This window comes from Stenotrophomonas sp. P5_A9, from assembly GCF_056400525.1.
Genome location: NZ_JBFULC010000020.1, coordinates 40,770 through 52,889 on the forward strand (window position 1 = coordinate 40,770; position 12,120 = coordinate 52,889).

12 protein-coding genes are annotated in these 12,120 nt (G+C 67.4%); 9 read left to right on the plus strand and 3 right to left on the minus strand.

Going from position 1 to position 12,120, the window contains the following annotated elements; genetic code table 11:
• Positions 1 to 209 precede the first annotated feature (209 nt).
• From AC1DR7_RS08490 to AC1DR7_RS08500, 3 genes are all read left to right on the plus strand, one after another.
• Positions 210 to 1,031: an arylamine N-acetyltransferase family protein gene (locus AC1DR7_RS08490; RefSeq protein WP_478051279.1), complete on the plus strand. Its 822-nt coding sequence runs from the start codon at positions 210 to 212 to the stop codon at positions 1,029 to 1,031.
• 149 nt (positions 1,032 to 1,180) lie between these two features.
• Positions 1,181 to 2,029 carry an AraC family transcriptional regulator gene (locus AC1DR7_RS08495; protein ID WP_478051278.1) on the plus strand — a complete coding sequence of 283 codons (849 nt, stop codon included), beginning with the start codon at positions 1,181 to 1,183 and terminating at the stop codon, positions 2,027 to 2,029.
• Entirely contained in the window at positions 2,020 to 3,126 is a 1,107-nt protein-coding gene (locus AC1DR7_RS08500; RefSeq protein ID WP_457321032.1) for an alpha/beta hydrolase family protein, read from the plus strand. The genes AC1DR7_RS08495 and AC1DR7_RS08500 overlap by 10 nt, the downstream gene beginning before the upstream one ends.
• A 34-nt stretch (positions 3,127 to 3,160) precedes the next feature.
• On the opposite strand, the gene AC1DR7_RS08505 is transcribed toward AC1DR7_RS08500, so the two are convergent.
• On the minus strand, positions 3,161 to 3,784 hold the full coding sequence (locus tag AC1DR7_RS08505; protein WP_457321034.1) for a M23 family metallopeptidase: 624 nt from the start codon (positions 3,782 to 3,784) through the stop codon (positions 3,161 to 3,163).
• Between the two features lie 231 nt (positions 3,785 to 4,015).
• Here AC1DR7_RS08505 and AC1DR7_RS08510 point away from each other — a divergent pair, with 231 nt between their 5' ends.
• The 6 genes from AC1DR7_RS08510 to AC1DR7_RS08535 all read left to right on the plus strand — a co-directional run bounded on the left by AC1DR7_RS08510 (position 4,016) and on the right by AC1DR7_RS08535 (position 10,305).
• Complete coding sequence (locus AC1DR7_RS08510) at positions 4,016 to 4,159, plus strand: hypothetical protein (protein WP_457319600.1); 144 nt, start codon at positions 4,016 to 4,018, stop codon at positions 4,157 to 4,159.
• Positions 4,156 to 4,335 (plus strand): hypothetical protein, encoded by a 180-nt coding sequence (locus AC1DR7_RS08515; protein ID WP_256775977.1) that lies wholly within the window; start codon positions 4,156 to 4,158, stop codon positions 4,333 to 4,335. The genes AC1DR7_RS08510 and AC1DR7_RS08515 overlap by 4 nt, the downstream gene beginning before the upstream one ends.
• Before the next feature lie 55 nt (positions 4,336 to 4,390).
• Entirely contained in the window at positions 4,391 to 4,999 is a 609-nt protein-coding gene (locus AC1DR7_RS08520; protein WP_457319603.1) for a biliverdin-producing heme oxygenase, read from the plus strand.
• Between the two features lie 188 nt (positions 5,000 to 5,187).
• Complete coding sequence (locus AC1DR7_RS08525) at positions 5,188 to 7,422, plus strand: ATP-binding protein (protein ID WP_457319601.1); 2,235 nt, start codon at positions 5,188 to 5,190, stop codon at positions 7,420 to 7,422.
• On the plus strand, positions 7,419 to 7,892 hold the full coding sequence (locus AC1DR7_RS08530) for a response regulator (RefSeq protein WP_256775979.1): 474 nt from the start codon (positions 7,419 to 7,421) through the stop codon (positions 7,890 to 7,892). The genes AC1DR7_RS08525 and AC1DR7_RS08530 overlap by 4 nt, the downstream gene beginning before the upstream one ends.
• The gene (locus AC1DR7_RS08535; RefSeq protein WP_457319602.1) at positions 7,885 to 10,305 is read left to right on the plus strand and encodes a hybrid sensor histidine kinase/response regulator; all 2,421 of its coding nucleotides are present in this window, start codon (positions 7,885 to 7,887) and stop codon (positions 10,303 to 10,305) included. The genes AC1DR7_RS08530 and AC1DR7_RS08535 overlap by 8 nt, the downstream gene beginning before the upstream one ends.
• A 245-nt stretch (positions 10,306 to 10,550) precedes the next feature.
• Here AC1DR7_RS08535 and AC1DR7_RS08540 read toward each other — a convergent pair whose 3' ends face one another.
• Positions 10,551 to 11,378 (minus strand): trypsin-like serine protease, encoded by an 828-nt coding sequence (locus AC1DR7_RS08540; RefSeq protein ID WP_478051282.1) that lies wholly within the window; start codon positions 11,376 to 11,378, stop codon positions 10,551 to 10,553.
• A 121-nt stretch (positions 11,379 to 11,499) separates the two neighbouring features.
• Complete coding sequence (locus AC1DR7_RS08545; RefSeq protein WP_478051277.1) at positions 11,500 to 12,030, minus strand: Cif family virulence factor; 531 nt, start codon at positions 12,028 to 12,030, stop codon at positions 11,500 to 11,502.
• Positions 12,031 to 12,120: the final 90 nt, after the last annotated feature.

The following is a 12,120-nucleotide window of genomic DNA, read 5'->3' on the forward strand; positions in this document are numbered from 1 at the left end:
GCACTCCAGGCAGAAGGACGCATCGGTATCGGCCGGAGTTGCGTGGACTTTAGGCCTTTCTATCCAACCGCCCACGCACGCGATGGGGTGCGCCCGTTGTAACCGGCGCAGACGACGGCAAGATGACCGCAGGCGGACAATCGGCGCGCTTGACCTCAACCGCGGTTGAGCCGCCACAGTGGCGGCACCCCTACCCCGATGGCCGACCGATGGACCTGCACACCCGCAACGCCTACCTGGCCCGGCTGGGCCTGGCCGCCCCGCCGCCGCCCACCCTGGCCACCCTCGCCCTGCTGCAGGCCCGGCACAACGCCACATTCCCGTTCGAGACCCTGACCACGCTGCTGCGCGATGCCGTGGCCATCGATCTGCCCAGCGTGCAGCACAAGCTGCTGCACGACGGCCGTGGCGGTTATTGCTACGAACTCAGCGGCCTGTTCCTGGCGTTGCTGCAGCAGCTGGGGTTCGACGCGCGCGCGATCGCCGCGCGGGTGGTGATGGGACAGACCAATGACACCCCGACGCCACGCACCCACATGCTGGTGCTGGTGCGGATCGAGGCGGTGGACTACAGCGTCGATGTCGGCTTCGGTGGCAACACCCCCACCGGCCCGCTGCGGCTGGACAGCCGTTTCGCGCAACCGACGCCGCATGAGCGCTACCGGCTGGATCTGCACGATGGGGACTACCTGCTGCAGGTGGAGATCGACGGCGCGTGGCGGCCGCTGTATCGCTTCGACCTGCAGCCGCAGGCGGCGATCGATCACGTGGTGGGCAACTGGTATGTCTGCACCCATCCGCACTCCTCCTTCCCCGGGCAACTGCGGGCAGCGCTGGCCGGCCCCGGCTGGCGGCGAACGCTCGGCGCCGGTGTCTACACCGTGCACCGCAGTGGCCAGCCCAGCGAGCGCCGGCGGCTGACCGATGTGGACGACGTGCTGGTGGTGCTGCGCGATGCGTTCGGCATCACCGTGCCACCGCATCCGCGCCTGCGCGAGGCCATCGCGGCGTGGCTGCGCGGCGTGGCGTGAGCGCCTCCTGAGACCTCGGCCGACGCTGCCTGCCGCGCATTCCCTGCGCTGGCGGCGAGGCTGGCACGCACCGATGCACAGCAAGAACGGCCAAGCGCCCGTCCCCACGCTGGGCTACGCTGCGTGCCTGTGCAGCGGGAGGGAACCGCATGAGTGCGGCACGCAGGGCCCTGTGGTACATCGAAAGCCACCACGCCGCGCCGATCGCGCTGGCCGACATCGCCGCCGTGGTCGGCCTGTCGCCGTTCCACCTGTCGCGGCTGTTCCAGGCCAGCACCGGCACCTCGCTGGTGCGCTACCTGCGCGGCCGCCGCCTGAGCGAGGCGGCGCGACGATTGGCCGGCGGCGCCAGCGACATTCTGGAGGTCGCACTCGACGCGGGCTATGGTTCGCATCCCACCTTCACCCGTGCCTTCGGCGAGCAGTTCGGGCGCACCCCCGAGCAGGTGCGCGCGCAGGGGCTGGGCGATATCACGCTGGTCGAGGCGATCAAGCTCGATGACGTGCCCCAACCCTGTGTGCAGCCCCCCAACATCGTCGACGCCGATGCGCTGCTGGTCGCCGGCATCGGCGCGCGGCATCGCGGTGCATCGGTGGCATCGATTCCTTCGCAATGGCAGCAGCTGGCGATGCAGTGCCCACGGGCACCGGCGGTCAGCTACGGCGTGTGCTGCAACAGCGACGAGGAAGGCAGCTTCGACTACATCGCCGGTATCGAGGTGCCGGGTTTCGCCGACCTGCCCCCGGGCTGGCAGGCGATCCGCATCCCCGCGCGGCGCTACGTGGTGGCCTGGCATGCCGGGCATATCTCGGCCATCCGCTCGACCTGGTACTGGCTGTTGAACCACTACCTGCCGTCGGCCGGGCTCAGCCTGGCCGACGCCCCCGAACTGGAGCGCTACGACGCGCGCTTCGATGACACCACCGGCCACGGCGGCATGCAGATCTGGCTGCCGCTGGCCGACACCCCACACACCGGAGACACCGCATGCGCCTGACCCTGCCACTGCTGTTGCTGCTGCTCGCTGCCGTGAGCGCCTCCGCGGTGGCCGCGCCGCCGACGGTGCCTGTCGGCGAACGGCATGGCGTGGCCCACCTGCCCAGCGCGGCAGTGCGCGATGCCGCCGGGCGCGACGCCCTGCGCTACACCGTGTGGTATCCGGCCACGCCGGAGGCACGCGAGCGCCCGATCGTCATCGGGCCGCCGGATGCACCGCTGTTCACCGTGGGCAGCGCAGCAGCCGATGCCGGTATCGTCTCCGGCCGCCTGCCTGCCCTGCTGCTGTCGCACGGCAACGGCGGCAGCGCGCGGATGATGGGCTGGTTCGGTATCGCGATGGCGCGCGCGGGCTACCTGGTGATCGCGGTGGATCACCCCGGCAACAACGGCATCGACCCGATGACACTGGCCGGCAGCATCCTGATCTGGGAGCGCGCCGAAGACCTCAAGGCTGCACTGACCGCCGTGCAGGCCGACCCGCAACTGGGCCCGCACCTGGATGCCCGCCGCGTGGGCGTGGCCGGCTTCTCGGCCGGTGGCTTCACCGCGCTGGCCGCTGCCGGTGCGCGCGTGGACCTGGCACGGCTGATCGCGTTCTGCCGCGCACAGCCCGACGATGGCGTGTGCCGGCCGCAGCTGGAATCGCCGGACACGACCCTGGAGGCACGCATCGCCGCCGCCGCATCGCCTGCGCTGGCGCCATACATGGCGCGTGCCGCTGACGACCACGGCATCCCCGGGATCGGCGCGGTGTTCCTGATGGCCCCGGCGATCGTGCAGGCCTTCCCGCCGGACCAACTACGGAAGCTGCAGCAACCGATGTCGATCCTGGCCGGGGATGCGGATGAGGTAGCCCCGCCGGTCACCAACGCCGAGGTGGTCGCCGCGCTGAGCCCGTCTGCCGGGCTGCGCACCGCGCCCGACGTGGGCCATTACGATTTCCTGGCTACCTGCACCGATGCCGGGCGGCGGGTCATGCCTGCGCTGTGCACCGGCACGGTACCGCGCGAGGACACCCACGCGGCCGCGATCCTGCAGGCGACCCATCTGTTTGATGAAGCCCTCGTGCCGGAAGGTGCGCGATCCAACCGCTAGCACGTCGGTCGGTCAACGCCGTCGAGCCGCGCACTCATTCGCTGCGCGGTGCGGCGCCGACCGGTGCAGGTTTCCACGCGCGCAACAACGGCAGCGGGTCGTACGCGCCATCGGCACCATAGATGCCCCAGTGCAGGTGCGGCGGCGTGCCCTTGGCATTGCCGCTGTCGCCGACATAGCCCAGCACGGTGCCGGCACTGACCACCTCACCGCGCACCAACCCCTCCCGCCAGCCCTCCAGATGGGCGTAGTAGTAGCGCTCGCGCGCCGGACCCAGCACCCACACCTGGCGCCCGCCCAGGCCGCCCTCGCGGATATCCACCACGACCCCGTCGCTGGCGCTGCGCACGGCAGTGCCGCGCTTGGCGAAGATATCCACGCCGGCATGGGTACGGTCGCGCCCGCGCGGCGCGCCGAAGGTATCGGCGATGCGCCGGGCCTTCACCCCCTCCACCGGCACCGGCAGCGCACGCGGCGGCGGCAGCCGCGACAGGCTCCACAGCGCGCGCGGCACCTCTGCCCAGCGACTGTTCCACAGCATGCCCACCGCCAGCGCGCAGGCGGCCAGGACCAGCAGGCGGATCAGCCAGCGGCGCAGGCGCCGTGCGGGGGACGGGGCCGTGCTGGCGGTCGTTTCGGCGGGTTCGTCGCGGGGCATCGTCGCTCCAGTGCGGGTGCTGCGGGGCCTCGCAGCGGATCCGAACGACAATACAAAGCCAATGTGGGCCCAACATGAAGTAGTGCCGGCCGCTGGCCGGCTGCGCCTGCCGGTGGGTAGTGCCGGCCGCTGGCCGGCTGCGCCTGCCGGTGGGTAGTGCCGGCCGCTGGCCGGCTGCGCTCACGGGGAATCTGCTGAACTGCAGCTGTCGCCCGTGAACATCGACACATCATGAACACCGCATTCAAGATCTTTCTGCTGGTCGGCGCCGTCCTGTATGGGCTGCCGGGCCTGGTGTGGTGGATAAATCACCGCCGCGCCATCCGTGCCCGGCAGGATGTGCCCGCGCTGGGCGCCGACAGGTCGCCAACGTGAGCCTCACCGCCGAACAGCGCCGCATCCTGGATGACATCAACGCCACCCGGCCGATTTCCGATGAGGACGCCAACTGGGCGGTCAATGCCGGTTACGCGGCGCAGGCCGAAGATGGCGACATCGACCTCACCCAGGAAGGGCGCAAGCGGGTCGACTCCACCCGGATCGACCCGTAAAGGCGTGCCAGCGGCCTTGATACGATAGGTGTCCGCCTTCCACTCCTTGCCCCCTGTGCCGTCATCGCAGCCCACCGTCCGTTCCGTACCCGGCGCGTCATTTACGTCACGTGCGCAACGTCTGAAGGCCGCCACCGACCAGGCCCATCGGCGCGTCGATGCGCGGATCCTGGGGATGGACATCTTCGCCAGCCGCGCGGCATTCGCCCGCTTCGTCCGTGTCCAGCATCGTCTGCATGCCGACGTGCAGGGCCTGTACGCCTGCCCGGACATCCTGCAGCGGCTGCCCAGTGTGCAGGGACGGCAACGCATTGCCCTGATCGAACGCGACCTGGCCGATCTCGCCGCAGACGCGCCCGCGGATCACACGGCAGACCCGGTCGCGGGGCCCCTGGCGTACCGGCTCGGCTGGCTTTACGTCGTGGAGGGCTCGGCACTCGGTGGCGCGGTGATCCTGAAGATGGCCGCCGGGCTGGGGCTGCACCCGCACTTTGGTGCGCGCCACCTGGCGCCTGCGCAGGAAGGTGTGGCCACGGCCTGGCGCACGTTCACCGCCGAACTCGATGCGATAGCGCTCGATGAGCGCCAGGAGGCCCTGCTGCTGCAGGGGGCCGATGCCGCATTCGAACGTGTCGCCCGGTATGTCGCCGACGCGTCCGACTGAGGCCGCAGCATTTGCGCGTGCCCTGCACGCGCCTCCGCCGTGCTGCATCGTCACCGGTTCGGCAGACCTGATATGCGAAGCTATGTGCGTCGTGTCACACCAAGAGAGAGTGACCGGTGCTCGCCGGGCAATCGATCGGCGGTGTCCTTCGAGCGGTCTAGTCACGGCAATTGGTGGGGGTCAACAGCATGTCATCCTGGAAGTCCGGCGAAAAACCCCTGGATCTCAGCGGTTGCGCCAGCGAGCCGATACGCACGCCCGGCGCCATACAGCCCTACGGCCTGATCCTCGTGCTGGAGCCGGCATCGCTGGTGGTCACTGCGCGCGCGGTCGCGCGCGAAGAGCTGCTGGAGACATTCGGCGATCCGCTCGGCCAGCCCATCGACACTGTTCTGGGCGGCGCACTGGCGCGGTGCAGGCCGGCCCTGCAAGCCATCGCACAGGACACCTCGCAGTTCCTCGGCGCCCACGCGATCGGCGGGCACGGCGCGCATCATGTGCAGGCCCACCGCGTGGGCGACACCCTCATCGTCGAACTCGAAGCGCCGGTGCCCGGTGAGCCGGGCTCGCTGGAGGATCTGTATCCCTCGATCCGCCACTTCATGGGCGCGATCGAGCGCGCGGCCACGTTGGCCGAACTGTGCGATCTCGCCGCCGCGCAGGTCCGCGAGCTCACCGGCCTGGACCGCGTGCTGGTGTATCGCTTTGACGAAGAGTGGAATGGCGCGGTCATTGCCGAAGACAGGAACGACGCACTGCCCAGCTACCTGGACCTGCGCTTCCCCGAGTCGGATATCCCCGCCCAGGCACGCGAGCTGTACCGGCAGAACCGGGTCCGGCTGATTGCCGACAGCCATTACCAGCCCGTGCCGCTGGTCCGCAGCGCCGCCCTGGCCGATTCCCCGCCCACCGACCTCAGTCCGGTTTCGCTGCGCAGCGTGTCCCCCGTGCACCTGCAGTACATGCGCAACATGGGCACCGGCGCGTCGATGTCGGTGTCGCTGCTGCGCGAAGGCCAGTTGTGGGGGCTGATCTCCTGCCACAACCGGACCCCACGGCGGGTGCCCTATCACGTGCGCACCGCCTGTGAATTCATCGGCCAGATCCTCTCCCTCCAGATCGCGTTGAAAGAACGCGCGTTGGGCGTGGAACAACGCATCGCGCGCCGGGCCATCCAGGTGCGGCTGCTCGCACGCATGGCCGGCGACCAGGATTTCATGGCCGCGCTCGGTCGCGACCAGCGCAGCCTGCTGGCGCTGACCGAGTCGTCCGGCGCGGCGATCGTGCACCGGGGCGAGTGCATCCTGCATGGCGACTGCCCCAGCCAGGCACAGGTGATGCACCTGGTGCAGTGGCTGGCCGCGCAGCAGCGCGAAGGCGATCTGTTCTGTACCGAACGCCTGCCGTCCCTGTGGACGGATGCCGATGCCTTCGCCGACGTCGCCAGCGGCGTACTGGCCATTTCCATTTCGCAGGTGCATGACAGCTACGTGCTGTGGTTCCGCCCCGAGGTCATCCGTACCGTGCGCTGGGGCGGCGACCCGCGCAAGGAAGCGACCGTCGCGCTTACCCCGCGCACGTCCTTTGAAGGCTGGAAGGAAACGGTGCGCCGGCAGTCATCGCCCTGGAACGCGGTCGATCGCGATGCCGCGCTGGAACTGCGCGCGGCCATCGTGGACATCGTGCTGCGCAAGGCCGAGGAAATGGCCGCGCTCAACGAGCAGCTCCTGCGCAGCAACAAGGAGCTGGAAGCCTTCTCCTACTCGGTCAGCCATGACCTGCGCGCACCGTTCCGCCACATCGTGGGCTATTCGGAATTGCTCTGGGCCTCGGCCAGCGACAGATTGAACGATTCAGAAAAGAGATTTCTCGACACCATCGTCGAGTCTGCACAATCTGCGGGAACACTGGTGGATGACCTGCTCAGCTTCTCGCAGATGGGCCGGTCGACGATGGGCCAGATTTCCATGGACATGACCGCCCTGGTCGAGGATGTCCGGCACAAGCTGGACATGGAATATGCCGGACGCTCCATCCAGTGGGCGGTGCCGCCGCTGCCGCGTGTCCAGGCCGACCCCGGCATGCTGCGGCTGGTCTGGCAGAACCTGCTGGCCAACGCGATCAAATTCACCCGCGACACGCCCCAGCCGGTCATCGAGGTGGGGCATCAGCGCACCGACACCGAAGAGGTGTTCTTCGTCCGCGACAATGGCTGCGGGTTCGACATGCGCTACGTGGACAAACTCTTCGGCGTGTTCCAGCGCCTGCACCATTCAGACGAATACGAAGGCACCGGCATCGGCCTGGCCAACGTGCACCGCATCATCACCCGCCACGGCGGCCGCACCTGGGCCGAAGGCGAGGTAGGCGTCGGGGCGACATTCTTCTTCACCATCCCCTTCGCTACTGGAGACAAAGTATGAGAGATCTGCGACCGATCCTGCTCGTGGAAGACAACCCGAAAGACGCTGAACTGACCATGGCCGCCCTCGCCCGCTGCCAGCTGCTGAATGACGTCACCCATGTGCGTGACGGCGTGGAAGCGCTTGAGTACCTGCGTTGCCAGGGCCGCTACGCGGGCGCCATGCATGGCGGCCCGGTGGTGGTACTGCTGGACCTGAAACTGCCCAAGCTCAATGGGCTGGACGTGCTCCGTGAAATACGTACAGACGCCGCGCTGAGCAGCACGCCGGTGGTGATGCTGACCTCCTCGCGCGAAGAACAGGACCTGATCCGCAGCTACGAGCTGGGCGTGAACGCCTTCGTGGTCAAGCCGGTGGACTTCAAGGAGTTCCTGGAGGCCATCCAGGGCCTGGGCATGTTCTGGGGCATCACCAATCAACCACCGCCGCACGGGACCCTGTTCGGCGCCAAGAGCAGAAAAGATGGCTGAAGCAGCACCAGGCACGCCAATCCGCATCCTGATGGTCGAGGACAATGCGCTGGATGCCGAACTCATCACACTGCAGCTGGGCCGCGCCGGGCTGCCCTTTGCCGTTGAACGCACCTGGTCCCACCAGGGAATGCTCGATGCCCTGCGCGGCGGTGCGTTCGACGTCATCCTGGCCGACCATGTACTGCCCGGCTTCGACGGCGACGCCGCGCTGGCGCTGGCGTGCGAGGTCGCCCCGGAAATCCCCTTCATCTTCGTCTCCGGCACCCTGACCGAAGAACTCGCGGTCCAGGCGCTCAGGCGCGGTGCCCGCGACTATGTGGTCAAGTCGCGGCTGCAGCGGCTGCCCGATGCCATCGTCCGCGCCATCGGCGAGGCCCAGGAGCGACGCCGGCTGGCCCGCGTGGAGGCCGAGCTGCACGACAGCCACCAGCGGCTGCGGTTGATCACCGATTCGCTGCCGGCGCTGATCGCCTATTTCGGTCAGGACCACCGTTACCGGTTCGCCAACCAGGCCTATTTCGAATGGCACGGGCGCGACCCGGAAAGCCTGATCGGCATGCACGCGCGCGAGATCGTCGGCGATGAGGCGTTCGCGCAGATGCAGCAGCACCTGGACAAGGTGCTGCTGGGCCAGAAGGTCAGCTTCGAAACGCTGTCCCACCGCAACGGCGCCACGCCGCGCTATGCCCAGGTCGACTGCGTGCCCGAGCTCACCGCCGACGGCACGGTCATGGGGTACTACGCCATGGCCCGCGACATCAGCGAATTGAAGCAGGCGCAGTCGTTGCTGAAAGCCAGCAACGAATCGCTTGAGCGCCAGGTCGACGAGCGCACCTCGGCCCTGCACCGCAGCGAAAGCCGGCTGCAGGCGCTGTTCGAGTCCAGCTTCCAGCACCAGAATCTGCTGACCCTGGATGGCCGCATCATCGACACCAACTCCGCCTCGCTGGCCGCCATCCTGGCGACCAAGCAGGAGGTGCGCGGTGCGGTCTACTGCGAATCGGCGTGGTTTGCCGATACCGAGGGCGTACCGGCGATCGTCTGCCAGGCGGTGCTTGAGGCCGCCGCAGGGGTGGCCTCCCGGCATGAGCTGGAGCTGCGCCTGCCCACCGGCATGCGGGCCTTCGAATTTTCCTTCCGGCCGCTGCTGGACCACCAGGGCAAGGTCACCGCCGTGGTATCCGAAGCGGTGGAGACCACCGCGCGCCGCCAGGCCGAGGAAGCCCTCCGCCAGAGCCAGAAGATCGAGGCCGTCGGCCAGCTCACCGGCGGCATCGCCCACGATTTCAACAATATCCTGACCGTGATCGCCGGCAACGTGGAGTATGCCCAGCTGCTGATCGACCGGCTCGGCGACAGCGCCGGCAATGCCGCGCACTCGCTGGACAACGCACTCAAAGGCGTGATGCGTGCGGCCAACGTCACCCAGCGATTGCTCGCCTTCTCGCGTCGGCAGCCGCTGCGCAATCTGCCGGTGGACCTCAACGCGCAGGTCAGCGACATGCAGGACATGCTCAAGCGTTCGCTCGGCGAACTGGTGCAACTGGAAATGCTGCACAGCCCGGACATCTGGTGCGTGGAGATCGACCCGAGCCAGCTGGAGGCCTCGGTGCTCAACCTGGCCGTCAACGCGCGCGACGCGATGCCCGAGGGAGGACGGCTCACCATCGAGGTGGACAACGCCCATCTGGATGACGATTTCAGCAACCAGAACCCCGATGTGCCGCCGGGCCACTACGCGATGGTGCGCGTGCGCGACAGCGGCCACGGCATGTCCGCCGAAACCAGGGCGCGCGTGTTCGAACCGTTCTTCACCACCAAGGAAGTGGGCCGCGGCACCGGCCTGGGATTGTCGATGGTGTACGGGTTCGTCAAGCAGTCCGGTGGTCACGTGCTGCTCGATTCCGCACCTGGCATCGGCACCACCATCACCATGCTGTTCCCGCGTTCGTCGGCGCCGCTGCCGCATGATCGGCCGCTCGGCGAACCGCGACAGGGACTCTACGAGGTCCTGGAGGACACCACGATCCTGGTCGCCGAAGACAACGACGATGTCCGCGCCTACACCGTGGAAACCCTGCGCCAGCTCGGTTACCGCGTGCTGGAAGCGCATGACGGCCCCTCTGCCATGCGACTTCTGGAGCGTACCGATGTCAGCGTGGACCTGTTGTTCTCGGACATCGTGATGCCCGGCATGTCCGGGTGGGAGCTGGCCAAACGGGCGTTGGCGCGAAATCCCGGCCTGCATGTGCTGTTCACCTCCGGCTACCCGCGCGACCTCGATGCCAGCGGTGCGCTTGGCCGGAACATTGCGATCCTGGCCAAGCCGTTCACCCGGAGCGACCTGGCCGGATCGATCCAGACCGCATTGCAGGAGGACCCGGCCGGGTCCCTCGCTGACGCGCCATGACAAGGCGTTTGACGGGGTACGGCTCATCCCGTCCGGTGGCGGTTACGCGCGTGGCGGAAGCTTCAGCAGCGCTCTGGTGCGCGCGACGGTGTGAATGTTGCGGTGTCGACATGGAAGGCATCCTTGCTTTCGCAGGGTGATGGGGCAAGTGACCTGCAGGAAAGCGATTGCACCCAGCGAACGTCTTTGGTCTGTACCGCAGGATGGCCGCCAGTGCGCTTCACTGCCGGCATCGCGTAACGCGGTCAGTGGGCCGATCCGGATTCGCCAGAAAGTACACCCTCAATCCACCCGCGGTAGTAGCTCAAACGCACGTTGCAGCTGATCTGCCCATAACGCCCGGGCCAGGCCGTCAGCACATTGCCCTCCACGAATTTCCATGAGGCCAGCCCCGCCAGCACCCAATGGCCGCCGTCCTGCACAAGCACGGGACCGCCACTGTCCCCGTTGCCCAGCACGCCTTCCAGGGGTAGCCCCGTGGGCGGCTTGTCGAACACATAGCAGAACCAGCGGTCGTAGGCGCTGGAGACCTGGTTGAACGCGCGCCGCAACTCGCCGCGATGGCTGGCCTTGGGATCTTGCCCGGTGGCACCGGTGCCCGTAGCGCCCTTGCCCAGCATCTTAACGCGCTGGTTGTACTCTTCAGTGCCTTTGTACAGCGCGACAGGCGCCACATCGGTCACCGGGCGCGCCAACTTGATCAGCGCGATGTCATCGCCTGCTGCAAGAAACACCACGATCAGCATGGCCTCGCCGGTCGCCGTCGCCTGATCGATCAAGGCCTGCGGCAGCGGCTTGTAGCCGGCGTGCACGACAACGCGCTCTACGTCCCGGTCGACCCCGTTGATCGCTACCCGCTTGAGATCCGAGTGCTGTGGGATGGTATGGGCGGCGGTGACCACCCACTGCGGCGCAACCAGCACGCCATGGCCTTCACCGGGCATGTCGACCAACGCGGGAAACTCAGACGCCGGCACCCGGTACTGCGCGTCATCGACATCGTCTCGAATGACGATGGCATTGGCCGTTGAGGAGAACAGCAGGAACACCAGGAGCGACAGTAGTCTGTTCATATTCACGGCGGTAGACGTGCTTGAGAGCGTGATCGCCGGGTCCTGAAGATCGAACCCGCGAGGCGAGGTGTGGAGGATGCCATGGCGCGCAGCAGACCGCCGACCATCGGATTCAATGGGCTCAGCCCGCAGGATCGCTTCGCTTGTCTCTGATGGAGTAAACCACCGAGAAGATCTTCCAGCCCTGCTCGGTCCGGACCAGTTGCCACATTTCCTTCCCCCAGTTGGTCTTCGCGCCATTGGCCAGGAACGCGTAGTCAAACGACACCGACGCCACGTCGCCATCGGTGTCGATCTTCACGTTGGAGAACGTCTCCTCCCTAGGCTCCGCAGTGCCAACCACCTCATCGATCAGGGCGACAAAGTTGTTGGACGGAATGCGACGTGCCTTGATCGCGTCAGGCTTCGACGTGCGGATCTCCTTAAGGCGCGCATCCTCCGAGACGAATTGCCAGCCGACGTTCTCTGGCTTGTCGGAAAAGAACAGCGCCATATAGGCCGCCTTGTCCTTGTGGATCAGCGATGTCCGAAACGATTCCACCACCTGCTCGATGGCCCGGATGTCGGAGGCGACATTGCGCGCCGCACTTGCCGGTGCGCAGACGCTGAGTGCGAGGACGAACACAGCCAGCCAACTCATTCTCTTGGACATACGGCCTTCCTGATTCCCGACTGTTTCAGATCATAAGGTGATCGGACAGCGAGCGCTCGACGGCAAACGCTACAGCGGCGTTCCTCCTCA

Excerpts from the sequence above, each read along its gene's own strand:
- AC1DR7_RS08510 (WP_457319600.1), top strand. The coding sequence starts at position 4,016 with ATGAACACCGCATTCAAGATCTTTCTGCTGGTCGGCGCCGTCCTGTAT.
- AC1DR7_RS08545 (WP_478051277.1), bottom strand. The coding sequence starts at position 12,030 with ATGTCCAAGAGAATGAGTTGGCTGGCTGTGTTCGTCCTCGCACTCAGC.
- AC1DR7_RS08540 (WP_478051282.1), bottom strand. The coding sequence starts at position 11,378 with ATGAACAGACTACTGTCGCTCCTGGTGTTCCTGCTGTTCTCCTCAACG.
- AC1DR7_RS08535 (WP_457319602.1), top strand. The coding sequence starts at position 7,885 with ATGGCTGAAGCAGCACCAGGCACGCCAATCCGCATCCTGATGGTCGAG.
- AC1DR7_RS08495 (WP_478051278.1), top strand. The coding sequence starts at position 1,181 with ATGAGTGCGGCACGCAGGGCCCTGTGGTACATCGAAAGCCACCACGCC.
- AC1DR7_RS08490 (WP_478051279.1), top strand. The coding sequence starts at position 210 with ATGGACCTGCACACCCGCAACGCCTACCTGGCCCGGCTGGGCCTGGCC.
- AC1DR7_RS08500 (WP_457321032.1), top strand. The coding sequence starts at position 2,020 with ATGCGCCTGACCCTGCCACTGCTGTTGCTGCTGCTCGCTGCCGTGAGC.
- AC1DR7_RS08530 (WP_256775979.1), top strand. The coding sequence starts at position 7,419 with ATGAGAGATCTGCGACCGATCCTGCTCGTGGAAGACAACCCGAAAGAC.
- AC1DR7_RS08525 (WP_457319601.1), top strand. The coding sequence starts at position 5,188 with ATGTCATCCTGGAAGTCCGGCGAAAAACCCCTGGATCTCAGCGGTTGC.
- AC1DR7_RS08505 (WP_457321034.1), bottom strand. The coding sequence starts at position 3,784 with ATGCCCCGCGACGAACCCGCCGAAACGACCGCCAGCACGGCCCCGTCC.